Source organism: Proteus sp. G2674 (genome assembly GCF_009915195.1).
GTDB classification, from domain to species: domain Bacteria; phylum Pseudomonadota; class Gammaproteobacteria; order Enterobacterales; family Enterobacteriaceae; genus Proteus; species Proteus mirabilis.
The window spans coordinates 1-25,690 of the sequence record NZ_JAABLS010000043.1 but is presented as its reverse complement, the minus strand read 5'-3'; the positions used below and the strand labels follow the sequence as shown (position 1 = coordinate 25,690).

Sequence of the window (25,690 nt, the reverse complement as noted above, 5' to 3'; positions counted from 1 at the left end):
AGGTTTAAGCCTTTAAGTGCTTAGCATGAAAGGCTATATGTTCACCGATAAAACTCGCGACAAAATAGTAACTGTGGTCGTAGCCTTGATGTAAATTTAAACAGTACGCAAACTGTTTTTTATCACACACTTGTGCTAAACGTTCTGGCTGTAGTTGCTGTTGGTAAAAAGGATCATCAAGACCGACATCCACTCGTATGGGCACTGTCTGTGGTGTTTTATTCAGTAATTCAATCGTGTCATATTGTTGCCATTGTGCCATATCGTCGCCTAAATAAGCGCTGAAGGCTTTTTGTCCCCAAGGGACTTGGGTTGGTGCAACAATGGGGGAAAACGCTGAAATACTGCAATAGCGAGACAAATTACGCAAACCAATCATCAATGCACCATGTCCCCCCATTGAATGTCCACTAATAGCACGTCGCTCATTGGCAGGAAAATGTGTCTCAATCAATTTAGGGAGTTCATTAACAATGTAGTCATACATTTTATAATGACTATTCCAAGGTGCTTGTGTGGCATTCAGATAAAAACTAGCACCTTGTCCTAAATCATAGGCACTATCATCAGCCACATTTTCACCACGAGGGCTAGTATCAGGGACCACTAAAATAACACCGTGTTGCGCAGCATATTGCTGTGCTCCAGCTTTAGTAATGAAGTTTTGTTCATTACAAGTTAATCCAGATAACCAATATAAAACCGGATATTTTTGCCCATCTTCCATAGGCGGGAGATAGATAGCAAATTTCATCTCACAATTGAGGGTGGTAGAGGTGTGTTGATAAACCTCTTGCCAACCGCCAAAACAGGCATGGCGTTCAATGTTGTTCATTTTGACTCCTTAACAACAAAGTCAGACCTATTTGATAATAGGCCTGAGAGTGATTAATCGAAATGAATAACAGTTCTAATTGATTTACCTTCATGCATTAAATCAAAGGCTTCATTTATTTTTTCAAGAGGTAAAGTGTGGGTCACAAAAGGTTTGAGTTCGATTTTCCCATTCATTGCATCTTCAACCATATTGGGTAGTTGGCTACGACCTTTTACTCCGCCAAATGCAGTCCCTTTCCATGAACGACCTGTGACGAGTTGGAAAGGGCGTGTTGAGATCTCTTGTCCTGCCCCCGCAACACCAATAATGATAGATTGCCCCCAACCACGGTGAGCACTCTCTAGAGCGGCTCTCATCACATTGACGTTACCAATACACTCAAAAGTATGATCAACGCCCCACTGAGTCATTTCAACCAGTACTTCTTGAATAGGTTTGTCATAATCATTGGGATTTAAACAGTCTGTGGCACCAAATTGGCGTGCTAATGCAAATTTTTCAGGATTAGTATCAATCGCAAAAATACGGCCTGCTTTGGCTTGTCTAGCGCCTTGCAGTACAGCAAGACCAATGCCACCTAAACCAAATACAGCCACCGAGTCACCTTGTTGTACTTTTGCCGTATTATGTACAGCACCAATACCTGTTGTCACGCCGCAACCAAGTAAGCAGACTTCTTCATGGTTGGCTTGTGGATTGATTTTAGCGAGTGATACTTCAGCTACTACCGTATACTCACTAAAGGTAGAGCAGCCCATATAGTGATAAATAGGTTGTCCATTATAGGAAAAGCGCGTTGTGCCATCAGGCATTAAGCCTTTACCTTGGGTTGCTCTTACTGCTACACAGAGATTCGTTTTGCCTGATTTACAAAATAGGCATTCGCCACATTCTGCTGTATAGAGAGGGATCACGTGATCACCCGGTTTGACACTGGTGACGCCTTCACCTACTTCAACCACCACCCCCGCGCCTTCATGACCTAAAATGGCAGGGAAAACACCCTCAGGATCATCACCTGAAAGGGTAAAGGCATCAGTATGGCATACGCCAGTGTGACTAATTTTAATCAATACCTCACCTGCTTGAGGTGGCATCACATCAACTTCAACAATTTTTAAAGGCTCTCCTGGTCCAAAGGCGACCGCAGCACGAGATTTCATAATGATATCCTTGTTGTTATTAGCGCAGGTAAGTGCGTATTAGTGAGATTGCATCATCAACGGAATTTTTTTGATCTTCAGGAGAAGCGACGGCGTCCATTAGACCTTCACGTAAATGACTTTCGAGTACGCCCGCCATCAGGCCATTGATAGCACCCCGAATGGCAGCAATTTGCTGTAAAACTTGACCGCATTCATTTTCGTTTTCAAGGGCGGTTTCTAATGCCAAAATTTGCCCTTTGATTTTTCTTACACGGGTTAACGCGGCTTTTTTTTCTGCTGGTGAGTGTGGCATATATAATCCTTAATTATACTATGGGGGAGTATAGTATTGGTATGAATATATGTACAGCTTGATCAAAAAATAACGTTACGATGAGTCTATGTAGATTATCGAGCAAACAATGATAAGTATGAGAGTAATGAGGAAATAGACAAGGCGTCAGCGTGTTGATAAAGGGTGAGAGTGAGGGGATATTTAAGGCTAAAAACAAAAAAGACCCGCCATAGCGAGTCTTGTTTGTTGATTTTATTTAGTGTTTGACACTATTAATCAATGGTGCGGGAGGCGAGACTTGAACTCGCACACCTTGCGGCGCCAGAACCTAAATCTGGTGCGTCTACCAATTTCGCCACTCCCGCAACAACCTTTGAGAAAAAAAGACTCGTTTAACGAGTCTCTCTTTCAGAATATGGCTGGGGTACCTGGATTCGAACCAGGGCATGCCAGGATCAAAACCTGGTGCCTTACCGCTTGGCGATACCCCAAAATGGTGGCTATGACGGGATTCGAACCTGTGACCCCAACATTATGAGTGTTGTGCTCTAACCAGCTGAGCTACATAGCCAATAGGAGATAATTTCTCACTATTTATTGAATTTAGCAGAAATATGGCTGGGGTACCAGGATTCGAACCTGGGAATGCCAGGATCAAAACCTGGTGCCTTACCGCTTGGCGATACCCCATCCGCTAATTCAATTGTCAACACGCATATTATCTATCAGGAAAATGGCTGGGGTACCTGGATTCGAACCAGGGTATGCCAGGATCAAAACCTGGTGCCTTACCGCTTGGCGATACCCCACCTGATAAATTGACGACGGTTAAAATGGTGCGGGAGGCGAGACTTGAACTCGCACACCTTGCGGCGCCAGAACCTAAATCTGGTGCGTCTACCAATTTCGCCACTCCCGCAAAAAAGATGGTGGCTATGACGGGATTCGAACCTGTGACCCCAACATTATGAGTGTTGTGCTCTAACCAGCTGAGCTACATAGCCATCTTTTTTTTGCATAACCTTCGTCGGCGTTGCGGGGCGCATTATGCGTATTACAGACAAATCCGTCAACTGCTTTTTGCATTAATTTTCGAGAAAAGTGTTCGTTTGCTCGCTGGTTAATCATTTTGTCGAAAAAAGATCCAAAAAACAACCTTATTGATGAAAAATCTTACTAAGTAAATAATAACAGATTGTCTGAATAAAAAGAAAAAACAGCCTAATAGGTGATAATTTGATAGCACAGGGAAGGGGATATAGCGGTGTGGTGGTGACATAATAAAACAACGCACAGTTATTTTAGTTGCACGTTGTCTTTTAAAGAAAGATGACTGGTTGAAATTTATCCTAAAATTAATCTTAATTGAGATAAATAACAGCCTTCATTTAAAAAGCTGTTTTATTGTAACAAAAAGATTATTTGTCGAATAAATATTGTAGTAACTCTCCATTAAGCATTGCTCGCTTGGTAAGTGCAAATGCCCCAATGGCTGAGCGATGATCAAGTTCGGAGATAACAACAGGAAGCGCTTCTCTAAACTCTTTTAATACTTGGGTATTAATGCAACTTTGGATCGACGGTAGTAATATTTCAGCCGCTTCGGTCACTTCTCCTGCCAGAACTACTTTTTGTGGGTTAAATAGGTTAATTGCAATGGCGATAGCTTTACCTAGATGAAGACCCACTTGTTTAATGGTTTCAACAGCGAGGGGATCGTTTTTTACCGCTGCATCGCATATATCTTGAATTTGGCATTGTGTTACAGATAAATGCTGGCTGGGATAGCCTTGTTCAAGTTGGTAGCGGACTTTAGCTTCTATTGCGCTATTGGACGCAATGGTCTCTAAACAACCAAAGTTACCACAGTGGCAACGCTCTCCTAATGGATCTATTTGGATATGACCAATTTCACCAAGATTACCACGCTGGTTGAGCAAAATTTTGTTGTTGATAATAACACCAGCCCCTGCGCCACGATGAATACGAACCAAGATAGAATCTTCACAATCTCTGGTGGCACCAAAATAGTTTTCTGCTAAGGCGAGACTCCGAATATCATGGCCCGCATAGCAAGGCAGATCAAAGTGTTTTTCTAAGCTATCAACTAATGCCCAGTTATTTACCTTCATATGAGGCATATAGTGGACAATGCCTTTATTAGGATCAACTAACCCGGGCAAGATAATTGAAATTGAAATAAGCTCATTAATACGACGTTGATTTTGTTTAATAAAATCATCAATAGCATTAATAAGCAAGGTTTCAACTTCTTGTTGGGTGCTTTGTTCTAAAGGGTAGTGTTGCTCTACTAAGGCTTTACCACTGAGATCATAAAGAGCAACAGTGGCATCATTGCGTCCTAATCGGACGCTGACGGTATTAAAACGGCGATGTTCCACAACAATGGATATTGCGCGACGACCTCCGGTTGAAGCCTGTTGATCAACTTCTTTAATCAAGCCACGTTCAAGAAGCTGACGAGTAATTTTAGTGACACTGGCAGGGGCGAGTTGGCTCTGCTCGGCGATTTGAATACGAGAAATTGGCCCGTGTTGATCAATGAGCCGATATACAATCGCACTGTTAAGTTGCTTAACAAGATCGATATTGCCAATTTGCGTTTCAGTGTTGTTGTGACTCATCAGCATTTACATCCATTAGTTATCTGTTATTTCAATACCATTGACAAATGTTGTGCAAAGGTTGAAGTCCTTATCAAAAGAAGCAATATTTGCTATTTTACCTGCTTCAATTGTACCGAGTTCGTTATCTGCACCAATCGCACGGGCAGGGTAAAGTGTTGCCATACGCAACGTTTCATCTAATGGAATACCAACATGAAGTACACTATTTTTAATAGCGTCAATCATCGTGAGTGATGAACCACTTAATGTACCGTCCGCATCTACACACAGCCCATTGCGATAATATATCGTTTTTCCAGCAAAAACGAAGCTATCCATCTCATTTTTATTTGGATCAAGCCCCGCAGGAGCTGTCGCATCTGTCACTAATAACAGTTTTTCACCTTTTAAGCGCTTACTGTTACGGATATTTGCCCATGAAACATGTAAACCATCGGCAATGATCCCTGCGTAAACCTCAGGGGTATCATAAATTGCCCCTACAAGACCCGGGCCACGACCTGAAATATAAGGCATTGCATTATAAAGGTGAGTCGACAATGAAATACCGTTACGAAAGCCTTTACGCGCTTCTTCATAGGTGGCATTTGAGTGGCCTGCAGAAACAACAATACCTGCTGTGATTAATTGACGAACATATTTTTCATCGACCATTTCTGGTGCGAGTGTAATTTTAGCGATGACATCAGCGTTATCACACAAATAGTCAATCATTTGTGCACTTGGTTGACGAATAAATTGAGGATCATGTGTCCCTTTTTTAATGATATTGATATAAGGGCCTTCTAAATGTAATCCCAACACTTTATTTTGGTGTTTTTGCATATAAGCGCGAGTTGCTTCAATGCCTATTTTCATCAATTCATCAGAACAGGTAATTAATGTTGGTAAATAGCTAGTACAGCCTAAGCGTTCATTGGCTTTTTGCATAATCTCTAGCGTTTCTACTGTGACATTTTCCGCGGTGTCATTAAATTGTACACCGCCACAGCCATTGACTTGTAAATCAATAAAACCGGGGGAGACAATCGCACCTTGCATATCACGAGTGGCTATATCTTTTGGTAGTTGATCCTGTGGGCAAACCTGCTCAATACGTGACCCGTTAATAATAATGGCGTGATCTTCTAAACGGTCATAACCTGTATAAATAACAGCATTTGTTAAGGCAAACATACCTTTGTCTCCTAATATAAGGGAAGTCAATCTAAAAAACCGATATCAGCCAGCAAATTCTGGCTGATAAGTAAGAGAGCTTAGTTTTCCACTACTTATCGTAGGTACTTAATTTACTAAACTTAATCTTGGTATTGCTGGCGCTCTTGCGCTTCAATTTGTTGAAAATAACGCAGTGTTTTCACACGCAGTTCCATTGTCGCCGGATCATCACAGACTAAAATTGCTTTAGGGTGTAATTGCACGCAAGAGATAGTCCATAGATGATTAACAGCACCTTCTGTTGCCACTTGTACTGCTTGAGCCTTATTGATGCCAGTCGCTAAAATCATTAACTCTTCTGCATCTAATAATGTCCCTACACCGACAGTTAGCGCATATTTAGGCACTTTATTGATATCGTTGTCGAAGAATCGTGAATTAGCGAGACGAGTATCTTCAGTCAGTGTTTTCATCCGTGTACGAGAAGAGAGTGATGAGGCGGGTTCATTAAAAGCGATATGACCATCATTACCAACACCTCCCATAAACAGATTGATTTTGCCATAAGACTTTATTTTCGCCTCATAACGTGCACATTCTGCTTGTGGATCTGTTGCATTACCGTTTAATAAATTGATATTTTCATCTTTAATATCAATATGATTAAAAAAGTTCTCATACATAAAAGTACGATAACTTTGTGGGTGATCTGCTGGAATGCCAACATATTCGTCCATATTGAAGGTGACAACATGCTGGAAACTTACTTTACCTGCACGATGTAGTTCAATTAGCGCTTTGTACGTTGCTAATGGCGTACCACCAGTAGGTAAACCAAGAACAAAAGGACGATCGGCGCTTGGCGCAAATGCGTTGATTTTCTCAACGATATAATTAGCCGACCATTTTCCCACTTGCTGTGCCGTGGATAGGGGGATTAACCTCATAATAACCTCATAGAAAAAAGACAAATCTGACAATCAAGTACCGTATTGTTTCTAATGGTGATTATCAGCGACTCATCTATAACACGAATTGCTTTTCATTTTTAGTCAATGAAGACATCAATCCTTCAAAAGATATTTTTAATCATAAAATAAGCTTTCTGACTTAGCCAGCATTTAAGCTAAAAAATATCCTATATAGGTGACTTTAATCACAAATTAGCACTAATTAATTTGCGATACAAAATAATTTTTTTAGACTAAAATGGAATTAAATAATTAGCTCATCAATAAATATAAATGAGTATAAATAAGATCCCAAATAGGGGTTATCCAAGGGGGAGTGTGTGAATATTTTAAGTTATCTGCAAAAGATAGGACGGGCATTGATGGTGCCCGTTGCGACATTGCCTGCTGCAGCAATTCTGATGGGAATAGGCTACTGGATTGATCCGGTAGGCTGGGGAAACGATAATGCGCTAGCTGCTTTACTGATCAAATCTGGTGCTGCCATTATCGATAATATGTCAGTATTGTTTGCCATAGGTGTTGCTTATGGTATGTCAAAAGACAAAGACGGGGCGGCGGCCTTAACTGGCTTTGTCGGCTTTTTAGTGGTGACTACACTTTGTTCACCTGCTGCGGTATCGATGATCAAAGGTCTACCACTTGCAGAAGTGCCTGTGGCTTTTGGTAAAATAAACAACCAGTTTGTCGGTATTCTGGTTGGGGTACTTTCAGCTGAGCTGTATAACCGTTTTAGCAGTGTCGAATTACCTCGTGCATTATCATTTTTTAGTGGTCGTCGCTTAGTGCCGATCCTCACGTCATTCTTGATGATTATCGTCGCCTTTATTCTAATGTATATCTGGCCGGTAATTTACGGTGGCTTAGTGAGCTTTGGTGAAAGCATTAAAGATATGGGAGCTTTGGGCGCCGGTATTTATGCTTTCTTTAACCGACTATTAATTCCTGTTGGTTTACACCATGCGCTGAACTCTGTGTTCTGGTTTGATGTGGCGGGTATTAATGATATTCCTAACTTCCTTGCTGGTCAGCAAGCGATTGATGCGGGCTTGGCAACGGTCGGTGTGACAGGACGTTATCAAGCAGGTTTCTTCCCCGTTATGATGTTTGGTTTACCAGGCGCCGCACTGGCTATTTATCATTGTGCGCGCAAAGAGCATAAAGCAAAAGTTGCCGGTATCATGATGGCTGGGGCATTTGCGGCATTCTTTACGGGGATCACTGAACCACTTGAATTCTCCTTTATGTTTGTTGCCCCAGTGCTTTATGTTATTCACGCATTCTTAATGGCGATTTCTGTTTATATTGCCGCAAGTATGGAGTGGATTTCAGGCTTTGGCTTTAGTGCGGGCCTTGTGGATATGTTCTTATCTTCACGCAACCCTCTGGCGGTTAAATGGTATATGTTGATTGTGCAAGGTATCGCATTCTTCTTCATTTACTATGGTATTTTCCGTTTCACTATTACTAAATTTAACCTGAAAACACCGGGTCGTGAAGATGAAGTGGCGGGTGATGAAACCGCAGACGGCTATGATGAAGATATCAAAGCCGTACCCACTAATAGCAAAGAAGCAGTGCAACAAGAAGCACGTCAATATATCGCTGCGGTTGGTGGCTCAGATAACTTAAGTGGTATTGATGCTTGTATTACTCGTTTACGTTTAAATGTAAAAGATGCCAGTGTAGTCAACGATGCTTACGCAAAACACCTAGGTGCTTCAGGGGTTATTCGCTTAAATAAACAAAGTGTTCAAGTGATTGTGGGGACACGGGCTGAAATTGTTGCAAGTGCCATGCGTGATGTATTAGCACAAGGCCCAGTTGCCGCTTATGCTGGTAGACATACAGATAACGCGGTATCGACAGAAAAAACATCAGAAAAACAGACTAATAATGATGCCAAAGTCATTCTTGAAATGGTCGCGCCATTTGATGGTGAAGTGGTTGCATTAAAAGATGTGCCTGATGAAGCTTTCTCAAGCGGTGTTGTGGGAGATGGTCTTGCTATTAAACCCACATCAAATATTGTGATGGCACCTGCTGCCGGTACGGTAGTAAAAATCTTTGATACTAACCACGCATTTTGTATTGAAACGGATAACGGTGTTGAGATTATCGTCCATATGGGGATTGATACGGTCGCATTAGGAGGAAAAGGCTTTAAACGTCTGGTTGAAGAAGGTACAGAGGTTAAAGTTGGTCAGCCTATCTTAGAGCTAGATCTTGAGTATTTAAACACTAATGCTAAATCAATGATAAGTCCGGTTATCATCAGTAATATCGATGACTTTGATAAAGTGAGTGATATTGCATCCGGTCAAGTGACGGCAAATAACACCATAATCTATAAAGTATTAAAATAAATATCATATAGATATTTAATCCTCTATAAAGAGATGGTTAAATAAGACGATAAAACGGGGAGTGTTGTCTACTTCCCGTTTTTTTATCCCTATCTTGATAAATATCTCTGCGCTCTCTTTCGCTAGGGTATTTATGAAACCTGCTTATTGGATTATAGTGGTGTTCATTTTTTTGTATTATAAATCAATGTCATACATATCGATACTCACAATCACTCACTATTAACTCACAATTCAACGTAGCCATTACCTCTATCATCAAGGTATTTATCTGTCATTCTCATAGATTTGTGGCCAAGTATTTTCTTTGCAAACTCAGCACTTTTTTCTTCTTCATATAATCTTGCAGATAAACTTCTAATTTCATGAAATGTTGGTTTATTTTCCAAATACTCAGGTAGGGCTTCGATAAACTTACCTCTTAATGTTTTTGCTGTGGTATTGCCACAGATTTTATCTGAGTTCCTATTCATGAGATTTAAAACATCTTTAATAGAATAACCAATAGACTCAAGTCTTAATGAGAGTGGTATTGCTACTTTAGAACCTGTTTTTATTTGGGTGACATACAGCCTATCATTTTTTATATCATCCCACTTCATATTGATAATATCGCTAATGCGCTGAGCTGTAAGGACCGCTAGTAGAAACATATGCCTATATTTGTCATTTGTGTGCTCCAAGGCGTATTTAAACTCTTCTAGCGATAACCTTGAGCGCTGAACGCTTGTTTTTGGCGGCTTTGTCACGGAAACGGGATTTTCCTTTATCACACCATCCGCAATGGCTTCATTAAAAGCATCTAGCATAGTGGACCTTAGTAATTTTGCCATTGCCTTTTTAGGGTACTCTGAAATAAATGTGGCTACATCTCTTGGTGTTACATTCTCAATTGGACAGTCATTAAAGTGTAATTTGATTAACTTTATTCTTGATTCGTAATCGTAGAGCGTCTTCTCTTTTAACCCCCGGCTGTTTACCTTCCCCCTATAAGTATCAAGCCACTCATGCAATGTTACACAGTGAACATTATTAATTCTGTCAACTAATGGCTCTTTAGGTTTATAAATAGCTAAATTGGCTTGTATGGCTTCGGTTATTGCCAATGATTTGTTTGAGCCAACAGAAAATTCCTTTTTAGTTCTTACATCCCTGTAATAGTAAATCCCTTTACGCAAATACAAGTTAGGCGGTAGCCCCTTGTTCTTTGCACTTCTGCTTCTGCCCATTAATTTTCTCCATTAAATATTGCGGTTCCCTTACCATTTTGTCATTTGTTAGAATTGTCCACGGCTCTAACTCATATTCTCTACCAACCTTTTCTGGAGCAGGGTATAACCTACCTTCCTTTATATAGCGAGATAATTGCCGTGGACTTCTAGGTTTGGCGAAATATTTATTATTCCATTCTGATAATGTAATTCGTTTCATTGATTATTCTCCGTATCCTTCATCATTAAAAAAACTTCCATAGCGCCACGGTATGGGGTTTTATTTACTGACATGAAGTCATAATCAAGGCAGTCAGCTGTCCATTTATTAGAATGGTACATTGGTGATAACCCTATTTTATTTTCAATAATAATCGGCATTGCGTCTGATGGGTTATTGCATGGGTCGTATATTTCATCATTGACAGTTACATGCCCGAATAGGCTGGATTCCACTTCGTACTCATCGCTAATGAATATCAATTCAGAGACCTTTTTATTAATCTCGAAGTCAGAGAGTTCGGTGTATTTATTCATTATCATCTCCTAGTATTTCATTAATAGTATTTCTGATGTCAATTAACTCTTGTTTTGACACATCTATATTCCAAGATGGAGTATTTAAAACAAAGCAATCTTTTGTTGTAGGTTCAATCTCAATACAATCTTTGTAATTTTCTAAGCTAGCATAATATTTATCTTTCATTCCATACCTCTCCACAAACAACTTTAACATTCCTTACTGACATTAAATATTCAGCACGTTTATTGTATTCCGATTGCGTGTATATATCTTCCGTTACAGGTACAGTAGAACCCTGTATTAGCATGAGTAATACATATTCAATTATTTGCATGAATTGTTACTCTGAATTTTAGGTATAAAAAACCCTGCTAGTGCAGGGTGATGATTTTTAAATTTCATTAGCTCTTCTTTTTGCCTTCTTTGTTAATTTATCATAACAATAATTCATAACAAAAAAACTTATCAATGAGAAAAAGGCAATTAAAAAACTGAAATATGATATTAGAAAAAACATTCCAATAAACGGAAATGTAAATGATAGAAATTTAAACATACCAAAAATTCTATACTTGAAAATTATTATTGTTTCTACTTTATCAAGCTCATTACTAGATGATATAAATAATGAGAAAAGAAAAAATGAATTTAATGAAAGAGACATGGAAAATGAAAATATTGATAAATATATTTCTATTAACTCAATTACTCCAGCCGATTTAAAATTAAAACTTAGCATTCCTATAAAAAAAGTTGCTGAAATTATTGATAAGGATGCTGATGATATAAAATAAAAATTGTACTCCTTGTTTCTATAATTTTCATCGGCAAGTAGGTCGATCTTTTTTCGCATATAAGGCGTATGTGAAAATAGTTTTCGATAAGATTTTATATGTTTATTTTCCATGATATTGATAAATATTTTTCAGGATTACGTTGTCATGACTTTACTTTTTTATATAGTGAAACTCAATAACCCATACCCAATCTTTATTCATCCAGCTATCAATTCCGTATATGCTAATCCATACAGCGGCGAATTCAGACGTGCATGAGTTCAATTTCCTATCGAGTCCTTCGGCTTTGGCATCGCTTTCGCTGATATCATTTACTTGCTGCAACCAAATATCAGTAATTTCAATTTTCCCTTTGATATTACCGTCCTTGTTTGCAATGTTGATAATGTCGCCAATCTCACCATACGGGCAATCAACATCAACAAATCCATGCCGCCATGCTGCGCATACTTGCTCTGATAGTGTGTAACCACCTTGCCATGCGCTAAGATAGCGTAACCCATCTTCGGTTACTTTTGGTTGTGGTTTAATCGGCCTGCGTGTCTGCGTTTTTCTGCCATCTATGACAGCCTTTAGCATTACATCGTTAAACTTGATTCTGTCTTTCATATTCATTCCTCTTCATTACATCCCTGCGAGTTAAATTATCATGCGAACTTTGGTAGCTTATTACCTGTAAGTTCCTCTGCGTCCTTCATAAAGTCGGTGGCTTGCTCTTCCATTCCAACGCCGAAATCATATTTATGAACCGCTTTAGCCATTAAGAAAGCGCCAGCAAAAAGCACTTCTTTCAACTTTTCATTTTCTTCTTTGAGTTTATCTGTCATATCTATCTCCTGTTTGCATCCTTGCACTGAGTAATGGTTATATTCTTTGGTTAAACGGGTAGGGTGGTCAAAACGGGATATCAGAGTCATCGAAATCCATTGGTGGCTGACTACTCTGTGCTTGCGGTTGCTGTGGTTGTCCCCATCCTTGAGACTGTGACTTCTGGCTTCCTGCCTGATTACCACCGTTACCGCCAAAATCCAATTGGTTAACGACAATTACTGGAGCTGATTTCTTCTCGCCACTCTGGCTTGTCCATTCTTCCATGACGAACTCACCAGTAACCGTAACCTTTGTTCCTTTGGTTAAGTATTCAGGTAGCTTTTCAGCTTTAGAACCAAACATCTTACAGATAACCCAAGATACTTTTTCGTGCTCTCCGTAACCTTGTTTCACTGGCAAACTAAAAGATGCAACCGCTTTACCATTTGGCGTCCATCGCTGTTCGCAATCTTTACCTAAGTTTCCACTTGCCGTTATTGTGTTAATTGCCATATACACTCCATTGATTGCCAAATTGAATGCCTAACTTGTTTAACCCCTGATCCATTACCTCAATGAACTCAGGTACTAACTCGTCGAATTCTTTCATCATTTTTTCGTCACGCTCAACAGGGAAATATGCGATTTCTTTCCCTGCCGGCATGCGTGGGTCAAAATTTGCAAAGTGCCAGATATCCTTACCTGTAACCCACATGGAATATTGAACTTGAGCCACATATTCCTTTTTCATTGCATCGATTCCATTCAATGCCAAGTCTATAAATACGTCCGTGTTATTAGGGCATTTAAGCTCTAATCCAGAGCCATCACTGCAAATGCCGTCTGGTGAGCAAGCCATCCGTAGTTGCTCATCTTTAAATATTATTGGCACTTCCTTTACCGTTAATCCGGTGTAAAACTCGAATGTCATCCTTGCTTCTAGTTCGTAGTTTTTACCCCAGTCCAGCGTCCTTGCTGATACTTCCTTGTAAACTCCTGTACAGACTTCACCAATAAGTGTGTTTAAATATGTTTTCTTTGTGTCTGTCCATTTTTTCCCTGACTTTGGCTTAGAGATAACTTTCCATGCCTCAGAGGCGGTTACAACACCGAGCCTGATAGACATCCATTCTTCGCTTCCTTGCTCTATTTTGGTTAAATCGATGCCTGTTTTGCTTAGAATGATGTCATTACTAATCATTTCCCTTCTGCCTTTTTCCTTAGCATGTCGATAATGGTATTGGCTTCAAATGCGGTTAATTGCTCTGGATGGGATATTTGATGGTTGAATTTTTTACTAATGAATGTGAAAAAAGCATCACTCCACTCGCCATTAACTTTAAGCATCAAGTCCGTGATAGCCTTTAATTGATCTTCACTTGCTGGCGTTATGTCCTTTGCTTTATTTGCTGGCACATCAAAATCATTGCCTTCGCCTGCCTCGGTGTTCACATAATCAATGGCTTGATCTAACCTTTCACGACGAGGCCAGTATTTACTTGCTCTTTTCACGATTGTTTTACGAGCCATCTCATCCCACCATGTTTTCCATGGCCCATTTCTTGATTTACTTGTAGCTTCAACAGCTTTTATCTCATCTAGCCTCATCTCTTCCGTGAGATAGTCACCACTTGCTGTTTTCACTGTGCAATAACCACCAATAACACTACCTCTGTCACTAAATGCGTTATATTTGTGGGTTGGTGGGGTGTCTAGACCATTGGATTCATAAACGTCATTTTCATGCACTAACTTGCATTGACCCCATTCGATAGCTTGAGTCGCTTGAGCTAAGTGCATAAGCCCCATGTAGCTAATATCAAGGCAAACAAAACCTTTCCTTGGCACTAAATACGCCAGTTTGCTTGCTGGATTCAATGTGATCCCAATCGCTGCGACGTTAATAATGGCGTTCTGTGCGCTAGCGGGGTTTTCCATAGCCACTCTTGCTAGCTCATCATTTCGTTGAAACGCTTGGATTGCGAACTGGCTTTCCTTAGCCCATGTGATCGTTTGATCTGTCAGTGCGTTACAAAACAATGGTTCTTGTTGCTGCACAAACTCAATAATTGACGTGCTCACAATACCTCCTTATCTATCCCAATCTGTATTGCTGTTCTAATTCCATCTAAAACTGCATCAAGTGCTTGGGGGCTAATTTCAAATACCGGATTTAACTTCCTTGCCAAATCCATGCACAGTAGTTCTTCGGGCAGGCTATCCATAACCTCATCAACTGATATTTTATCTTCCTGAGAATTAACAAACGCTTCTCGTTCCATTTGGCGTTCGTACCAGTCGTTTCTGAGTCCGTATGTATTCGTTAACATAGAGCCTCCTTAGGTAAACGCGCGCTCCTTGCGTGTGTTAATTTCATGCTGAATGAGGTTTGTGCGCTCCATAGACACTTTCATTTTCCATTGAAAAACTAAGTCGTCGATTTGCTCATTTGTCATTTCAGACTCTCGCAATAGTGCGAATATCTGATGTTTTATGTGTTTCTGCTTTGCGTTCATGCTGTACTCCGTATGCTGTTTTTAATGTTTCGTTTGCTTCGCTCCATCCGTCCTCGTCCGTGAGAGATAAAGCAATTCCAGCTTTACTTTGGGCTACACGTAATTTGTATTTATCAATATTCATGCTTACCTCTGGATGTGCGAAATCTGCGCTAATCTTGCGATAGCGATTGTTATTTGGTTTCTCTGGTGTTGGTGCGGTAGGTTAATTACCTGATGCGCTCAGGCTAGCAAGCCAGCTTACATAAATCCTCCGATTCAAACGGTGCTTAGTAAATATGGCGAGACCGATTTATCGCCTTTGGTTTATTGGTCTAAAAAAGCTATCTCACCACAGCCCACCTTGATGGACTGTAATTAGTTAACTGTGCCTGCTTTTAACCACGTCAGGCGAGGTGGTTCCTTACATTCCCCAATGCAAGAAATTTGTGTATAATTTAATCACCCCAATGCAAAGAAAAGGATTGAACTAATGAGTATTAAAGTAATTTCTGATGACAACCCTGTTAAACGAGTTGCTTTTGATATGGCGCTAGCTTTAGCCGTTAAACAGGATTCTATTAAAACTCCTGAGCAACTTATGGCTGAAATTGAATCGCTTTATCCTGAGTGTTTAGAAGTGGCTGAAAAGCAATACAAAAAAGAGACTCCACCTCCAATGGGGGTTTTGCTAAAAAGTACAATCTAAGACTTTAATTTCTCTATCTTTATGTGATGCATTTTTAAAAACTCTTCTAGCGGAACTAAGTCCATAATGGTTGTTCCGCAATTTAGAGTTAATTTAGTGATTGGTTGCCCATCTGACAAAGTCTCTTCCTTTATTGAAGAAATACTTTCTGTCTTAAAGAAAATTCTTGCTCCGTCATTTCTTAGATATTCATACATTTTTAAGTTAATCATGTTTAATCCTATCTCGCCGTAACCCCGAACCCACTGCTCGGCTGTTTTGTTTTAACTCCTGAAAATACTGCTACATTAGGTAAGCAACAGTTATCTACCGATGGTTGGTATTTAGGTTCAATACTTCTAGTAACTGGTATGTGACTTAATGACAGTGTTTTTTCTACTGATGTAAGTCTTTTCTCCTGAGGAAATACTGATTCTAATTTCAACTCAATATTCTTTTTTGCAATAGCTTCTGCTTTCCGTCTGGCGTGACGTCTATTTGCAGATGCTCCACGTAAAAACTCAGGCTTGCGTGATTTTTTAACTGTAATAGTTGCCATATATCCTCCAAACAGTTGGCTTTGGTGATTGGCATAGTCATGTGACTAATCATGATCCGCTATGCGAAAGTGGCTACGTCACGCCATCTTCTACACCAATCCCAAAACCTTCTGAGAAGGTTGACGCTTTATCAGCGTCACCGTTCTGATAGCTAATACACAGCTCGCCATCATCGTTGTTAAAGAACATCAACGTGCTGTGTTCCGTTGATGGATAGTATATTCACAAATTGTGATTTTAATGTCAACCACAAAATGTGTTTATTTATTTGTTTTTAAATTAAGTCGATGATTTGAAATATAAAATAAATGGTAAATAAACACGGAATGTGTTGTTTGTCACATAAGATTGGAATGGAGATCACTTCTTTGGAGGGGAGAGGGTACAAAAAAGCCCTCGCGGGGAGGGCTGGTACGGAATTACTGTTGTGAAAGAATAAACTGAACCTGAAAATCTCTTAAAAGCTCATTTGTCCGGATAGTTTTCACATTAAAATAGTCGCATATGTCAGGTATTTTAGGTTTGCATCCATTGTTTTTATCTCTAACCTCGTGAGTAACTACGGTGGCATTTGTTGTTTTTGCCTTAGCGATAATCCATGGGTCTGCTACTGATAAGAATTTTTGAATGTGTGGTAGGCTATTTTTATGTCTTGGGGCATATTCTTGTTGAACATAATTAGCTATAGCTCTAAAGTTCATTTGAGTTTCTTGATCATCAACACTTTGAAAACAATGCATTATACCTTTTGACCAAGTACATATTTCATCGTCCTGCTTTTGTAATTCATCAAAGACATTTCGAATGCTTATTAATTGTCCGTCCATGAATTTAGACCCCATAAACTCCCAAAATCCAGGGCATAAGTCAAAGCAGTAATAATCTTGTTGCGCTTGAATAAATATGTTTGCATCAATTAGATAGCTCAAAGCCCAAACTCCTTCTGAGCAAATTCATACAGTTTATTAGGTTGTATTCCTGTTAAGCTCTGAGCTTCTCTTAAAAGCATTTTTCCTTCCAATGCTTGAGTCACAACAGCAACAGTTAGCCTCTCACTACTTCTAACTTTCTGGTTTCGATTATAATCACCGCCACTAGAGGTGCTTTTCTCATTTATTAAACTTACGTACCGACTATATTCATGTTTGGATATTAGTTTTAAGTCTAAGGCTCGTCGCACTATCACCCAACTACTTACTCTGAAAATGCTTCTTAGATCATCAATGTTCTCTTCAATAGATAAGGATTCGTTCCATTTTTTTAAGAATATTACTTCAGGAGTTAAATACTCTGCCGCAGCTGCATTACAAATCATTTCCTCTTTCTCTCTGGAGTTTATAGATAGATCGGATATAGCGGATTGACCTAAAACCAGATGAGCAAGTTCATGAATCAGCGTAAATATTTGAGCTGCCTTTGCATCATTAGTGTTAATGAAGATAACAGGGGCTATCTTATCTGCTATACAGAACCCTCTAAAATCATCAACGCTAATCGGTCTTGTATTATTGTTTTTTACAACACCGCTTCTCATCACAAGGATCCCTTGAGATTCTATCTTTTTTACTAATGCAGAGAAAAAATCCTTCCACTTACCTTTTGTTGGTGGAATTTGAATATCAATATGCTCTTTAATTGTAGCTACAATTTGTTTGGGGTTACTATTAGGAGGAAGCTTTCCTACCAACTCTACTTCAGGAAGGCCGTTGGACAAGGCGTAGTCTTTGTACCAGTCTTGTTTAATTAACACATCACTAATAGTGTCTTTTAGTGCTACGCTTATCTCATTATTCCGGCTACCTACCGTTCTTCTATCTGGAATAGGTAGTTTTTCCTCTGGAGGTGTATTTAGGTATAAATAGCCAAATGGTATTTTTGTTATATTTGCATACCTTTGAGCTTGGGCAAAAGTAATTGGTTCCTTACCTTCTTCCCAAGCAATTATTGCATCGACAGGCTTTTTGAATTTTTCAGCAATATAATCCACAGAGAGAGATGCTCGGCATCTCGCCCATGTAAGTATATTATTGTTTATAAATGCCTGAGCCATTGCATGCCTTGATGTATTATTCGCTATGTTATTAAGATAAGTATGTGTTTGATTAAATAAAATATCAATTCGGTTATACCTATTATTCCAAGTGCATCACACCAACCACACTCTAAAACGTGTCGTCACCCAAAAAAGCAACCTCGCACATCATCTTCAACGAGCCTAATGGCGTCAGAGAAACTACCTAGCATTATTTCATCGTAGTTGTGCCAGTTACTATTTTTATCCATCCAAAGCAGAGACCATGAATTCGAATATCTATTATGTGTGATTTTTGCTATAGGTTCTTCTACTCTGCCATCACTCCATATTAGTTGCCTAATTTCAAAGATAATTACTGAGTCGTCCTCGATGCGATACTGTAAATCTAATTCATCCCTTAGGTGTTCTGCTGGGCGACGCTTTTCCATGAAAAATTCCATACACCGTCTAATATTTGCTATCTCAATATTACTAAACGCCATATTTCCTCCTAAAACGTGTCGTCAGGCCATTGTGATTTGATTACCTTACCTATGATTGTGCAATTCCCGTTAATAGGGATCAGATCGAAGCGAGGGTTTAATGGCTCTAGATACTCAATTCCACCATCTCTAATCAATCGTTTGAATGTGAATTCATCATTCAGTAAACGCGCGACGCAAAAATCTCCGAACTCAACTTCTTCCTCTGGATCAACCAAGATAAGCATTCCTTCTGGAAAGCTTGGCTTGCCTCCTGGTGGTGCTGTCATTGATTGACCTTCAACTTCTAACCAGAAAGAACGTTCACTAGCTTTCTTAGCTGTAGGTATCCACGACACAGCATCTTTCTGGGTGTATGAGTTAAATTCTGTTGAGAAAGCGCCGGCCTGTACCTTTGTGAATAGAGGGTATTCATAATTTTTGATCACTTGCTCACTTTGACTGCCAAACATTAATTCGGCAGGTGATATACCAAGAGCTTCACTTATAACAATCGCATCATCAGCGCTAATCTTGCGCTCTCCAAGCTCATAGTTTCCTATTCTGGACGCAGCAGAGTAGCCGCACAATTTAGCTAATTGAGCTTGACTTAGCCCTCTTGATTCACGAATGGATTTTAACCTTTCGCCAATAACTTCATTTACTTTTTTCATGTATACCTTTTAACACAAACCGTGATAAATGTATTTAAACGTTTTGTGGTTGACAGTTAATCACATATTGTGTGTAATATTGGAATAAACAAGGAGGATACACACATGAACAATATCGCAGAACAGCGAAAAAAACTGGGAATTTCTCAAGCTGTTTTAGCTTCATCAATAGGATGGGGGCAGTCACGAATTGCTAACTATGAGTTAAACATTAGAACTCCTAGCTTAAATGACTGCCGAGCTATTGTTGAAGCATTACAAAAATTAGGGGCAAATTGTTCTTTAGACGACGTTTTCCCTCCAAAAGTAGCTTGATTTCACCACGTTCTTTAACAACCGCAGGGTTCTTGACTGCTACGGAGTCGCTGATAAAGCGACAACTCTTCCCCCAATATCAACTCATACGGAATGAGTCACGGATCATTATTGTCCCTTAGTTAACTCATAAGGACTTTAAACAATGGAATGCGCAAATACACGCAAACAATTCAATCAATTTATCTCTAACCACCTAATAGCTTCAGCATTACAAGCATTGAGAAATAAAACTCAGTCTGCCGTGGCTAGAACGTTAGGTGTTCATGATTCAACTATCCTACGTCGAACTGAAAAATATCCTGAAATATGCGAAACGCTTGTCGCATCGGGAATTATTGATTTTGTGATGGAAGGAGAACGAAAAATCTCAGAAGAAGAGTACCGATTTTTGTGGAAACAAATGGGTGAACTTTCTCAAATGAAAATAAAAGAAAACGCCTCGATTGCGGCAACAAACGAGGCGTGTTGTTCAATGGAATTCACCATTTAACGTACAAATACACTGTATCAATATCCAGTTTTTATCACAAGGGGAAACTTCGGTTTCCCTTTTTTGATACAGCTTTGGAATGGAGAAATTATACCATGAGACAAAGAATAAATCATGAATTTAATGGCTGTGATGAGCATAAAAACATCATGGAAAATAGGTTGTTACAAGAAATAACCCCACTGGGTTGTCAGCGTTTAAAGGAAGCATTGAAAGACGCAAAATTAAGGAAAGCACATCGGGATAAGTTATTAGGAGAGCGAAAATGAGTATGCTTCTCATGGCAAAAGCCATGCAATTACAGGTGGGGAGTACAGCACAAAAAATGGTGCTACTGAAACTTGCTGATAATGCCAATGATAAAGGTGAGTGTTTTCCTTCTTATGAAACTATTGCACGTCATTGCGAAATTAGCCGTCAAAGTGCGATAAACCACATTAAAAGTTTATGTAAAAAAGGGTTTGTTCGTAAAGTTACGCGAAAAACTGATAAGGTGCATACTTCCAATTTATATATTCTGGATTTGGAGGCTAAATCTCTTGATGACGGTAGTCAAAATACAGTACCACCTAGTCAAAATTCTGTACCAGAGGTAGTCAAAGAATTTGACCACGGTAGTCAAACGGTTGGACTAGGGGGTAGTCAAAAATTTTTACCCAGAACCAGTCAGTCTTTTAACCAGTCAATTAACCTTAAAAAACTATCGTCTGACGACTCGAAACCTGCAAAGCAGATTTCAATTAATCGACAAGCTAAAATTCCTTATCAGGAAATCATGCAAGCCTTCAACGAATCGGTAGGGGATAGATTACCCAATGCCGAATCACTGAATGACAAACGCAAACGAGCAATATCCAAATTCCTGAAAGAGCTCAAAGAACCCACAGTTGAATCAGCTAAAAATTATTTTGATTATTTTATGGAAACGGCGAGTGCTTGGTATTTTGGCGAAAATAATCGGGGTTGGCGAGCGAATTTTGATTATTTACTCAGACCTGAAACGGTACTCAAAACAAGGGAAGGAGCACTGTGATGAACCAAGTTCCGAATAATTTAATGGCGGAACAAAATGTTATTGGAGGACTACTGCTTGACCCGCAAAGTGATAATGCGCAATCAATTTTTTCACTGCTAAAACCTGAAGATTTTTATGCCCGACACCATCAAATTATTTATCTCACCCTGCGAGAAATGTATACCCAACGTATGCCAATAGACATCATGACGGTGACGGATTGTCTGGAGTCAAAAGGCCGAATTAATCAATCAGGTGGTTTTGCCTATCTTGCTGAGATGGCAAGAGAAACACCGAGTATTGCTAACATTATGGCTTATGCGAAAAAAATCCGAGAGTGTTCCGCACAGCGTTTTGTTATCGAAAAGACGGTTGAAATTCAAAAGCTCATGATGGCGCCAAGTGAGTTAGGTTTTACAGATAAAATTGAACAAGCACAACGCTTGCTTGATGAAGCTACTTCGTTTGGAAAAATGGGGAGAAAAACAGGGTTACGCCGAATTGATGATGTGCTGGATGATGTTTTTACCGACATTTGTGATCGACAAGATAACCCAGAGAAACATCGAGGATTAAAAACGGGATTTAAAGATTTTGACCGTCTATTAAGCCCGAAACAGATTGTCATAGGCTCACTGTTCGTGATTGGTGCTCGTCCAAAGATGGGAAAAACAACCGTTCTCACTGAAATGGCAAAAAATGTCTCACAACAAGGTAAGCCTGTATTACTGTTCAGCATGGAAATGACGGATAAACAGCTTGTTGAACGGACACTAGCCCAACAAACCCAGATTAATTCAGATAAATTTTACCAAAAGTTAGAAGAGCATGAATGGGATAGGCTTTGCAATGCCATCGGTCGCCTTAAAGATGAGCCCAATATTTGGGTGGATGATACACCAGGTATGTCCTTACAGCATATTCGCTCTGAAAGTCGGAAAATTAAACGCAAAGTCGGTGATATTGGGTTCATTGGTGTCGATTACCTCACGCTGATGCAAGCGGGAAAAGCTGACCGTAATGACATTGCCTATGGTGAAATCACTAAGGGGCTAAAAATATTAGCAAAAGAGCTCAATACGGTGGTTGTGTTGCTTGTACAACTGAATCGAGGATTGGAAAACAGAGCTGATAAACGCCCCGTACCAAGTGATTCAAGAGACACAGGACAAATCGAGCAAGATTGTGATTATTGGTTAGGCATTTATCGTGATGCGGTGTACCACGATAATGCAGATGAAACGCTGACCGAGATGATTTTAAGGCTCAATCGGCACGGTAAAACAGGCACGGTGTATGTTGACCAACAAGGATTGAGTATTACACCAGTTGATCAATATATGGCTGCTTATCGCGCTCAACCGAAACGAGAGCCTAAAAGGTATTGTGAAAAATCGTTTTAACTCATGAAAGTAAAAAGGAGACCTCGTGACAGATGATATCTGTCTCCATAAATCCAATCTCAACAGTATTTTCAAAGTGCTCTCCGAAATCGTGACAACAGGTAAACGCTATCGCATCAAAATCACCGAGTGGCGTGATTTAAGAACCATACCCATGAATAAAACATGGCGTATGTGGATGGAAACCACAGGCGAGTGGTTACGTGCACGTGGCGTTGTTATCGATATTAAAAATGGTGTCGGTGAAATCGTTTTATCAAAGCCCATTACTAATGAGGAAACGCATGAATATTTCGTTGGACACTGGTTAGGGCGCAATGAAAACGGTGAGCGTGAAGAAACCAGCAAGATGGATAAAGCAAGGATGCTTTACATGATGGAGAAACATGAACAATGGTGCATTGAGAAGGGAATTCCGATCATCATTCCTCGTAACTCTGAATATATGAGTTTGAAAAGAAAGCAAGAAGAATAGGAAATAGTGATGATTATTTCAGTTAATAACATGATCGTTTTTATTTTAAAGTGATAAAAAATAGTAATCAGGAGGCTCATGATGAATTTACGCAATGAGGCAAAAGGGCGTGAATGTCAGATTAGAATACCTTCAGTTTGTAATGGTAACTCTGAAACGGTTGTTTTAGCCCATTACAGAATGTCAGGTCTTTGTGGCGTCGGAATAAAATCGCATGACTTATTTGGCGCTTGGGCTTGTAGTGCATGTCACGATGAAGTTGATAGACGAACACGATTTACGGATATGGAGTATGCAAAACAATGTCATCTAGAAGGTGTTTTGAGAACGCAAGCCATATTGATCCAAGAAGGGAAGTTGAACGTGTGAAGGTCTTTAATATCGAACCAGTACCTAAACCAAGGATGACTCAGGCTGATAAATGGAAAAAACGTCCCCCAGTTTTAAAGTATTTTGCGTTTAAGGACGAAGTAAAGTTAAACAAAATCACCCTACCTGAATCACATTACCACATTACATTCATTCTACCCATGCCGAAGAGTTGGAGTAAAACTAAACGCTCCGAAATGAACGGTAAACCCCATCAACAAAAACCGGATAAAGATAATCTCGAAAAAGCATTACTTGATGCTATTTTTGACGATGATTCACGTGTATGGGATGGGCGGGTAACAAAAGTGTGGGGAAAAAGGGGGCAGATAATTATCCAAGAGGTGCGATAGTGAATATTGAGTGGATACGCGAGCGAGTAAGTACAGCGTTGATGAATGTTTGTATTATAGAAAATGGGCCGTTAAGTGCCATGGAGGAACAAGCAATACTTGTAACCGATAGGTTTAAAAGAAACCCAATACGCTATGCGGGTGAAAGAAAGTCTCGATACAGACTCCCCTCACATCCACTCAAAATTAAGCAAAAACATGCCAAAGGAAAATCAAAACCATTAATTAATGAAGTTACTTATCGCACTTCATCATGGCGCAGAGGTATTCATCAATTGCCTAACGAAATGCGCTTATGGTTACTCTATTGCTATGGTGATTATCAATATTATCGTGAGCAAATACTCATTGTTCCCTATATTTGGCATGAGTTTCAGCGATTAAATAGTAAAAAAAGGATAACGAAAAAAGTTAAGCAACGACTTCAATCTATTACCTTACTAGCCATTCAGGCGGTAAAAGCAGAAATTAATCAAACAGCAAAAAAATATACGGATGTTAAGCTCGCTGAATTGTTGGGCGTCAGTGCTGATGCTTGGCGAAAGAGCTATAAACTGTATTGGATTTGTTTATTAGATTGTTGCTATCAATTAGATAGAGATTCGCTATTCAAAATTAGCGCTTTAAGCTGATTAAAAAAGTTGCAAAACTCCGTTTTTTTCTATAAATTAAATGCAATATTTATATAATATTATAAATGTAAGTATTTCAAACCTCGCTTCGGCGGGGTTTTGTTTTTTTTAAAATATATTTATAATTATTAATTAAAAAATTTGTTGGAAGTTTTTCGTTTTCATTGATTGTTTGTTTATATTCAAGATGAAATTTATTGTTATCCTATAAGAATAAACCTGCAGTGTTTAACTAATAATTAAAATAATAAACAGGTATTCTTATCTCTACTATACTCATAATATTCAATTTATAGAGCGAGTATATATAATGATTGATTTGTTTAAGTTAACGAAAAAAAGTTCTAGGCATATTGGTATAGCAATATATGTTGGTATTATAGCGGGTATCTTTTCAGCTTTAGTTAAATCTGGTTTTGAAGACCTAATTCCCCCGAGAACACTTGAAACGACACCCCCGCCAGTCGTCTTACTCGAAAAGCTTGGATTAAATATAGATACTATGACTTATCATTGGATGGGATATAGTATTAATTGGGGCGGTAATGGTGTTCATATATTATTCTCAATAGTTATCGCTGTGACATATTGTGTTATTGCTGAATTCTTGCCAAAGGTTAAATTATTACACGGTATTTGTTTTGGTATTGGCGTTTCTGTTTTTGCTCATGGTTTAGTCGTACCTCTACTAGGATTGTCTGGCTGGCTTTGGACAGCAGGTTATCAAGCATTAATTTCTGAGTTTGTTGGAACCGCTTTTTGGATCTGGTCAATTGAAGCGATTAGACAAAATTTGCGTTATTGTTTAACTAAAGAAAATGATGCTGAGTAGATAAGGAAGTTCAACCTTAATCTGTTATAAATTTCTTAAAGATCGCTTAGGCGGTCTTTTTTCGTATATGCCGACCACAGAATCAATCACCCTCGTTATCACGTTCACACAAGAGCTGTGAGTCGGCA

General features: G+C 39.2%; 36 protein-coding genes and 7 tRNA genes. 13 read left to right on the top strand and 30 right to left on the bottom strand.

The window, feature by feature from the left end:
* Window positions 1-4: 4 nt before the first annotated feature.
* From fghA to nagB, 13 genes are all read right to left on the bottom strand, one after another.
* Entirely contained in the window at window positions 5-835 is an 831-nt protein-coding gene (gene fghA / locus GWI58_RS17425) for an S-formylglutathione hydrolase (protein ID WP_161769423.1), read from the bottom strand.
* A gap of 53 nt (window positions 836-888) precedes the next feature.
* Complete coding sequence (locus tag GWI58_RS17420; RefSeq protein WP_012367592.1) at window positions 889-2,001, bottom strand: S-(hydroxymethyl)glutathione dehydrogenase/class III alcohol dehydrogenase; 1,113 nt, start codon at window positions 1,999-2,001, stop codon at window positions 889-891.
* Between the two features lie 19 nt (window positions 2,002-2,020).
* Window positions 2,021-2,296 (bottom strand): formaldehyde-responsive transcriptional repressor FrmR, encoded by a 276-nt coding sequence (frmR, locus tag GWI58_RS17415; protein ID WP_004246023.1) that lies wholly within the window; start codon window positions 2,294-2,296, stop codon window positions 2,021-2,023.
* A gap of 262 nt (window positions 2,297-2,558) precedes the next feature.
* Window positions 2,559-2,643 (bottom strand) — tRNA-Leu (locus tag GWI58_RS17410).
* A 51-nt stretch (window positions 2,644-2,694) separates the two neighbouring features.
* Window positions 2,695-2,769: transfer RNA gene (locus GWI58_RS17405), tRNA-Gln, on the bottom strand.
* Window positions 2,770-2,772: 3 nt separating this feature from the next.
* Window positions 2,773-2,849: transfer RNA gene (locus GWI58_RS17400), tRNA-Met, on the bottom strand.
* 44 nt (window positions 2,850-2,893) lie between these two features.
* Window positions 2,894-2,968, bottom strand: a tRNA-Gln gene (locus tag GWI58_RS17395).
* Between the two features lie 44 nt (window positions 2,969-3,012).
* Window positions 3,013-3,087: transfer RNA gene (locus tag GWI58_RS17390), tRNA-Gln, on the bottom strand.
* A 25-nt stretch (window positions 3,088-3,112) separates the two neighbouring features.
* Window positions 3,113-3,197, bottom strand: a tRNA-Leu gene (locus GWI58_RS17385).
* 8 nt (window positions 3,198-3,205) lie between these two features.
* A tRNA-Met gene (locus tag GWI58_RS17380) sits at window positions 3,206-3,282 on the bottom strand.
* A 414-nt stretch (window positions 3,283-3,696) separates the two neighbouring features.
* Window positions 3,697-4,929, bottom strand: coding sequence for a DNA-binding transcriptional regulator NagC (gene nagC / locus GWI58_RS17375; protein WP_110229832.1), 1,233 nt, complete (start codon window positions 4,927-4,929; stop codon window positions 3,697-3,699).
* A 9-nt stretch (window positions 4,930-4,938) separates the two neighbouring features.
* A complete protein-coding gene (gene nagA / locus GWI58_RS17370) occupies window positions 4,939-6,102 on the bottom strand; it encodes an N-acetylglucosamine-6-phosphate deacetylase (protein ID WP_020945346.1) in 1,164 nt (387 codons plus the stop codon).
* Window positions 6,103-6,224: 122 nt separating this feature from the next.
* A complete protein-coding gene (nagB, locus tag GWI58_RS17365; RefSeq protein ID WP_004246018.1) occupies window positions 6,225-7,031 on the bottom strand; it encodes a glucosamine-6-phosphate deaminase in 807 nt (268 codons plus the stop codon).
* A gap of 386 nt (window positions 7,032-7,417) precedes the next feature.
* Between nagB and nagE the strand changes: the two genes are divergently transcribed.
* Complete coding sequence (gene nagE / locus GWI58_RS17360) at window positions 7,418-9,421, top strand: N-acetylglucosamine-specific PTS transporter subunit IIBC (RefSeq protein ID WP_202608574.1); 2,004 nt, start codon at window positions 7,418-7,420, stop codon at window positions 9,419-9,421.
* Between the two features lie 227 nt (window positions 9,422-9,648).
* Here the strand turns inward: nagE and GWI58_RS17355 are convergent, their stop codons facing one another.
* The 4 genes from GWI58_RS17355 to GWI58_RS17790 are packed head-to-tail and all read right to left on the bottom strand — an operon-like array spanning window position 9,649 to window position 11,338.
* The gene (locus GWI58_RS17355; RefSeq protein WP_026164649.1) at window positions 9,649-10,650 is read right to left on the bottom strand and encodes a tyrosine-type recombinase/integrase; all 1,002 of its coding nucleotides are present in this window, start codon (window positions 10,648-10,650) and stop codon (window positions 9,649-9,651) included.
* A complete protein-coding gene (locus tag GWI58_RS17350) occupies window positions 10,607-10,852 on the bottom strand; it encodes an excisionase (RefSeq protein ID WP_004246013.1) in 246 nt (81 codons plus the stop codon). The genes GWI58_RS17355 and GWI58_RS17350 overlap by 44 nt, the downstream gene beginning before the upstream one ends.
* On the bottom strand, window positions 10,849-11,169 hold the full coding sequence (locus GWI58_RS17345) for a phage protein NinX family protein (protein WP_161769421.1): 321 nt from the start codon (window positions 11,167-11,169) through the stop codon (window positions 10,849-10,851). The genes GWI58_RS17350 and GWI58_RS17345 overlap by 4 nt, the downstream gene beginning before the upstream one ends.
* The gene (locus GWI58_RS17790; protein ID WP_193389236.1) at window positions 11,162-11,338 is read right to left on the bottom strand and encodes a hypothetical protein; all 177 of its coding nucleotides are present in this window, start codon (window positions 11,336-11,338) and stop codon (window positions 11,162-11,164) included. The genes GWI58_RS17345 and GWI58_RS17790 overlap by 8 nt, the downstream gene beginning before the upstream one ends.
* Window positions 11,339-11,817: 479 nt before the next feature.
* On the opposite strand from GWI58_RS17790, the gene GWI58_RS17955 reads away from it, so the two are divergent.
* Entirely contained in the window at window positions 11,818-11,949 is a 132-nt protein-coding gene (locus GWI58_RS17955) for a hypothetical protein (RefSeq protein WP_259679287.1), read from the top strand.
* Window positions 11,950-12,102: 153 nt separating this feature from the next.
* Here GWI58_RS17955 and GWI58_RS17340 read toward each other — a convergent pair whose 3' ends face one another.
* From GWI58_RS17340 to GWI58_RS17310, 7 genes are all read right to left on the bottom strand, one after another.
* Window positions 12,103-12,561, bottom strand: a complete 459-nt coding sequence (locus GWI58_RS17340) for an ASCH domain-containing protein (RefSeq protein WP_036976666.1) — start codon at window positions 12,559-12,561, stop codon at window positions 12,103-12,105.
* Between the two features lie 38 nt (window positions 12,562-12,599).
* A complete protein-coding gene (locus GWI58_RS17335) occupies window positions 12,600-12,779 on the bottom strand; it encodes a hypothetical protein (protein WP_036976668.1) in 180 nt (59 codons plus the stop codon).
* Window positions 12,780-12,846: 67 nt separating this feature from the next.
* A complete protein-coding gene (locus GWI58_RS17330; protein ID WP_036976670.1) occupies window positions 12,847-13,275 on the bottom strand; it encodes a single-stranded DNA-binding protein in 429 nt (142 codons plus the stop codon).
* Window positions 13,265-13,963 carry a lambda exonuclease family protein gene (locus GWI58_RS17325; RefSeq protein WP_080047825.1) on the bottom strand — a complete coding sequence of 233 codons (699 nt, stop codon included), beginning with the start codon at window positions 13,961-13,963 and terminating at the stop codon, window positions 13,265-13,267. The genes GWI58_RS17330 and GWI58_RS17325 overlap by 11 nt, the downstream gene beginning before the upstream one ends.
* A complete protein-coding gene (locus GWI58_RS17320; RefSeq protein WP_036976671.1) occupies window positions 13,960-14,844 on the bottom strand; it encodes a RecT family recombinase in 885 nt (294 codons plus the stop codon). The genes GWI58_RS17325 and GWI58_RS17320 overlap by 4 nt, the downstream gene beginning before the upstream one ends.
* On the bottom strand, window positions 14,841-15,092 hold the full coding sequence (locus GWI58_RS17315) for a hypothetical protein (protein ID WP_036976673.1): 252 nt from the start codon (window positions 15,090-15,092) through the stop codon (window positions 14,841-14,843). The genes GWI58_RS17320 and GWI58_RS17315 overlap by 4 nt, the downstream gene beginning before the upstream one ends.
* Before the next feature lie 127 nt (window positions 15,093-15,219).
* The gene (locus GWI58_RS17310; RefSeq protein ID WP_036976674.1) at window positions 15,220-15,402 is read right to left on the bottom strand and encodes a host cell division inhibitory peptide Kil; all 183 of its coding nucleotides are present in this window, start codon (window positions 15,400-15,402) and stop codon (window positions 15,220-15,222) included.
* 348 nt (window positions 15,403-15,750) lie between these two features.
* Here GWI58_RS17310 and GWI58_RS17305 point away from each other — a divergent pair, with 348 nt between their 5' ends.
* On the top strand, window positions 15,751-15,966 hold the full coding sequence (locus GWI58_RS17305; RefSeq protein ID WP_049254977.1) for a hypothetical protein: 216 nt from the start codon (window positions 15,751-15,753) through the stop codon (window positions 15,964-15,966).
* Here GWI58_RS17305 and GWI58_RS17300 read toward each other — a convergent pair.
* From GWI58_RS17300 to GWI58_RS17275, 6 genes are all read right to left on the bottom strand, one after another.
* Window positions 15,963-16,178: a hypothetical protein gene (locus tag GWI58_RS17300; protein WP_036976675.1), complete on the bottom strand. Its 216-nt coding sequence runs from the start codon at window positions 16,176-16,178 to the stop codon at window positions 15,963-15,965. The two genes, GWI58_RS17305 and GWI58_RS17300, sit on opposite strands and share 4 nt — an antisense overlap.
* Window positions 16,179-16,186: 8 nt before the next feature.
* Window positions 16,187-16,504: a transcriptional antitermination N peptide gene (locus tag GWI58_RS17295; RefSeq protein ID WP_036976676.1), complete on the bottom strand. Its 318-nt coding sequence runs from the start codon at window positions 16,502-16,504 to the stop codon at window positions 16,187-16,189.
* A gap of 420 nt (window positions 16,505-16,924) precedes the next feature.
* Entirely contained in the window at window positions 16,925-17,434 is a 510-nt protein-coding gene (locus GWI58_RS17290; RefSeq protein WP_004247474.1) for a DUF4411 family protein, read from the bottom strand.
* On the bottom strand, window positions 17,431-18,555 hold the full coding sequence (locus GWI58_RS17285; RefSeq protein ID WP_004247475.1) for an ImmA/IrrE family metallo-endopeptidase: 1,125 nt from the start codon (window positions 18,553-18,555) through the stop codon (window positions 17,431-17,433). The genes GWI58_RS17290 and GWI58_RS17285 overlap by 4 nt, the downstream gene beginning before the upstream one ends.
* Window positions 18,556-18,680: 125 nt before the next feature.
* Window positions 18,681-19,022, bottom strand: a complete 342-nt coding sequence (locus GWI58_RS17280) for a DUF3024 domain-containing protein (protein ID WP_004245991.1) — start codon at window positions 19,020-19,022, stop codon at window positions 18,681-18,683.
* An 8-nt stretch (window positions 19,023-19,030) separates the two neighbouring features.
* The gene (locus GWI58_RS17275; RefSeq protein ID WP_004247476.1) at window positions 19,031-19,675 is read right to left on the bottom strand and encodes a LexA family protein; all 645 of its coding nucleotides are present in this window, start codon (window positions 19,673-19,675) and stop codon (window positions 19,031-19,033) included.
* Window positions 19,676-19,780: 105 nt separating this feature from the next.
* Between GWI58_RS17275 and GWI58_RS17270 the strand changes: the two genes are divergently transcribed.
* The 10 genes from GWI58_RS17270 (at window position 19,781) to GWI58_RS17230 (ending at window position 25,562) form a co-directional block, all read left to right on the top strand.
* A complete protein-coding gene (locus GWI58_RS17270; protein WP_004247477.1) occupies window positions 19,781-19,990 on the top strand; it encodes a helix-turn-helix transcriptional regulator in 210 nt (69 codons plus the stop codon).
* Window positions 19,991-20,135: 145 nt separating this feature from the next.
* Window positions 20,136-20,483, top strand: a complete 348-nt coding sequence (locus GWI58_RS17265; protein WP_004247478.1) for a hypothetical protein — start codon at window positions 20,136-20,138, stop codon at window positions 20,481-20,483.
* Between the two features lie 95 nt (window positions 20,484-20,578).
* Window positions 20,579-20,752, top strand: a complete 174-nt coding sequence (locus GWI58_RS17785) for a hypothetical protein (protein ID WP_004247479.1) — start codon at window positions 20,579-20,581, stop codon at window positions 20,750-20,752.
* Complete coding sequence (locus GWI58_RS17260; protein WP_012367617.1) at window positions 20,749-21,516, top strand: helix-turn-helix domain-containing protein; 768 nt, start codon at window positions 20,749-20,751, stop codon at window positions 21,514-21,516. The genes GWI58_RS17785 and GWI58_RS17260 overlap by 4 nt, the downstream gene beginning before the upstream one ends.
* The gene (locus tag GWI58_RS17255; protein WP_012367618.1) at window positions 21,516-22,901 is read left to right on the top strand and encodes a replicative DNA helicase; all 1,386 of its coding nucleotides are present in this window, start codon (window positions 21,516-21,518) and stop codon (window positions 22,899-22,901) included. The genes GWI58_RS17260 and GWI58_RS17255 overlap by 1 nt, the downstream gene beginning before the upstream one ends.
* Window positions 22,902-22,926: 25 nt before the next feature.
* Window positions 22,927-23,376, top strand: a complete 450-nt coding sequence (locus GWI58_RS17250; protein WP_012367619.1) for a YbcN family protein — start codon at window positions 22,927-22,929, stop codon at window positions 23,374-23,376.
* Between the two features lie 78 nt (window positions 23,377-23,454).
* Window positions 23,455-23,745: a DUF1364 domain-containing protein gene (locus tag GWI58_RS17245; protein ID WP_004245984.1), complete on the top strand. Its 291-nt coding sequence runs from the start codon at window positions 23,455-23,457 to the stop codon at window positions 23,743-23,745.
* Window positions 23,742-24,098, top strand: coding sequence for a RusA family crossover junction endodeoxyribonuclease (locus GWI58_RS17240; protein WP_004245983.1), 357 nt, complete (start codon window positions 23,742-23,744; stop codon window positions 24,096-24,098). Before GWI58_RS17245 ends, GWI58_RS17240 begins: the two co-directional genes overlap by 4 nt.
* Window positions 24,098-24,730 (top strand): bacteriophage antitermination protein Q, encoded by a 633-nt coding sequence (locus tag GWI58_RS17235; RefSeq protein WP_036976678.1) that lies wholly within the window; start codon window positions 24,098-24,100, stop codon window positions 24,728-24,730. The genes GWI58_RS17240 and GWI58_RS17235 overlap by 1 nt, the downstream gene beginning before the upstream one ends.
* A 310-nt stretch (window positions 24,731-25,040) precedes the next feature.
* Complete coding sequence (locus GWI58_RS17230) at window positions 25,041-25,562, top strand: YagU family protein (RefSeq protein ID WP_004247148.1); 522 nt, start codon at window positions 25,041-25,043, stop codon at window positions 25,560-25,562.
* The last annotated feature ends 128 nt before the right edge of the window (window positions 25,563-25,690 follow it).

Coding starts and splice junctions, on each gene's coding strand:
- fghA (WP_161769423.1), bottom strand. CDS start 835: ATGAACAACATTGAACGCCATGCCTGTTTTGGCGGTTGGCAAGAGGTT.
- GWI58_RS17420 (WP_012367592.1), bottom strand. CDS start 2,001: ATGAAATCTCGTGCTGCGGTCGCCTTTGGACCAGGAGAGCCTTTAAAA.
- frmR (WP_004246023.1), bottom strand. CDS start 2,296: ATGCCACACTCACCAGCAGAAAAAAAAGCCGCGTTAACCCGTGTAAGA.
- nagC (WP_110229832.1), bottom strand. CDS start 4,929: ATGCTGATGAGTCACAACAACACTGAAACGCAAATTGGCAATATCGAT.
- nagA (WP_020945346.1), bottom strand. CDS start 6,102: ATGTTTGCCTTAACAAATGCTGTTATTTATACAGGTTATGACCGTTTA.
- nagB (WP_004246018.1), bottom strand. CDS start 7,031: ATGAGGTTAATCCCCCTATCCACGGCACAGCAAGTGGGAAAATGGTCG.
- nagE (WP_202608574.1), top strand. CDS start 7,418: ATGGTGCCCGTTGCGACATTGCCTGCTGCAGCAATTCTGATGGGAATA.
- GWI58_RS17355 (WP_026164649.1), bottom strand. CDS start 10,650: ATGGGCAGAAGCAGAAGTGCAAAGAACAAGGGGCTACCGCCTAACTTG.
- GWI58_RS17350 (WP_004246013.1), bottom strand. CDS start 10,852: ATGAAACGAATTACATTATCAGAATGGAATAATAAATATTTCGCCAAA.
- GWI58_RS17345 (WP_161769421.1), bottom strand. CDS start 11,169: ATGAATAAATACACCGAACTCTCTGACTTCGAGATTAATAAAAAGGTC.
- GWI58_RS17790 (WP_193389236.1), bottom strand. CDS start 11,338: ATGAAAGATAAATATTATGCTAGCTTAGAAAATTACAAAGATTGTATT.
- GWI58_RS17955 (WP_259679287.1), top strand. CDS start 11,818: ATGGAAAATGAAAATATTGATAAATATATTTCTATTAACTCAATTACT.
- GWI58_RS17340 (WP_036976666.1), bottom strand. CDS start 12,561: ATGAAAGACAGAATCAAGTTTAACGATGTAATGCTAAAGGCTGTCATA.
- GWI58_RS17335 (WP_036976668.1), bottom strand. CDS start 12,779: ATGACAGATAAACTCAAAGAAGAAAATGAAAAGTTGAAAGAAGTGCTT.
- GWI58_RS17330 (WP_036976670.1), bottom strand. CDS start 13,275: ATGGCAATTAACACAATAACGGCAAGTGGAAACTTAGGTAAAGATTGC.
- GWI58_RS17325 (WP_080047825.1), bottom strand. CDS start 13,963: ATGATTAGTAATGACATCATTCTAAGCAAAACAGGCATCGATTTAACC.
- GWI58_RS17315 (WP_036976673.1), bottom strand. CDS start 15,092: ATGTTAACGAATACATACGGACTCAGAAACGACTGGTACGAACGCCAA.
- GWI58_RS17310 (WP_036976674.1), bottom strand. CDS start 15,402: ATGAATATTGATAAATACAAATTACGTGTAGCCCAAAGTAAAGCTGGA.
- GWI58_RS17305 (WP_049254977.1), top strand. CDS start 15,751: ATGAGTATTAAAGTAATTTCTGATGACAACCCTGTTAAACGAGTTGCT.
- GWI58_RS17300 (WP_036976675.1), bottom strand. CDS start 16,178: ATGATTAACTTAAAAATGTATGAATATCTAAGAAATGACGGAGCAAGA.
- GWI58_RS17295 (WP_036976676.1), bottom strand. CDS start 16,504: ATGGCAACTATTACAGTTAAAAAATCACGCAAGCCTGAGTTTTTACGT.
- GWI58_RS17285 (WP_004247475.1), bottom strand. CDS start 18,555: ATGGCTCAGGCATTTATAAACAATAATATACTTACATGGGCGAGATGC.
- GWI58_RS17280 (WP_004245991.1), bottom strand. CDS start 19,022: ATGGCGTTTAGTAATATTGAGATAGCAAATATTAGACGGTGTATGGAA.
- GWI58_RS17275 (WP_004247476.1), bottom strand. CDS start 19,675: ATGAAAAAAGTAAATGAAGTTATTGGCGAAAGGTTAAAATCCATTCGT.
- GWI58_RS17270 (WP_004247477.1), top strand. CDS start 19,781: ATGAACAATATCGCAGAACAGCGAAAAAAACTGGGAATTTCTCAAGCT.
- GWI58_RS17265 (WP_004247478.1), top strand. CDS start 20,136: ATGGAATGCGCAAATACACGCAAACAATTCAATCAATTTATCTCTAAC.
- GWI58_RS17785 (WP_004247479.1), top strand. CDS start 20,579: ATGAGACAAAGAATAAATCATGAATTTAATGGCTGTGATGAGCATAAA.
- GWI58_RS17260 (WP_012367617.1), top strand. CDS start 20,749: ATGAGTATGCTTCTCATGGCAAAAGCCATGCAATTACAGGTGGGGAGT.
- GWI58_RS17255 (WP_012367618.1), top strand. CDS start 21,516: ATGAACCAAGTTCCGAATAATTTAATGGCGGAACAAAATGTTATTGGA.
- GWI58_RS17245 (WP_004245984.1), top strand. CDS start 23,455: ATGATGAATTTACGCAATGAGGCAAAAGGGCGTGAATGTCAGATTAGA.
- GWI58_RS17230 (WP_004247148.1), top strand. CDS start 25,041: ATGATTGATTTGTTTAAGTTAACGAAAAAAAGTTCTAGGCATATTGGT.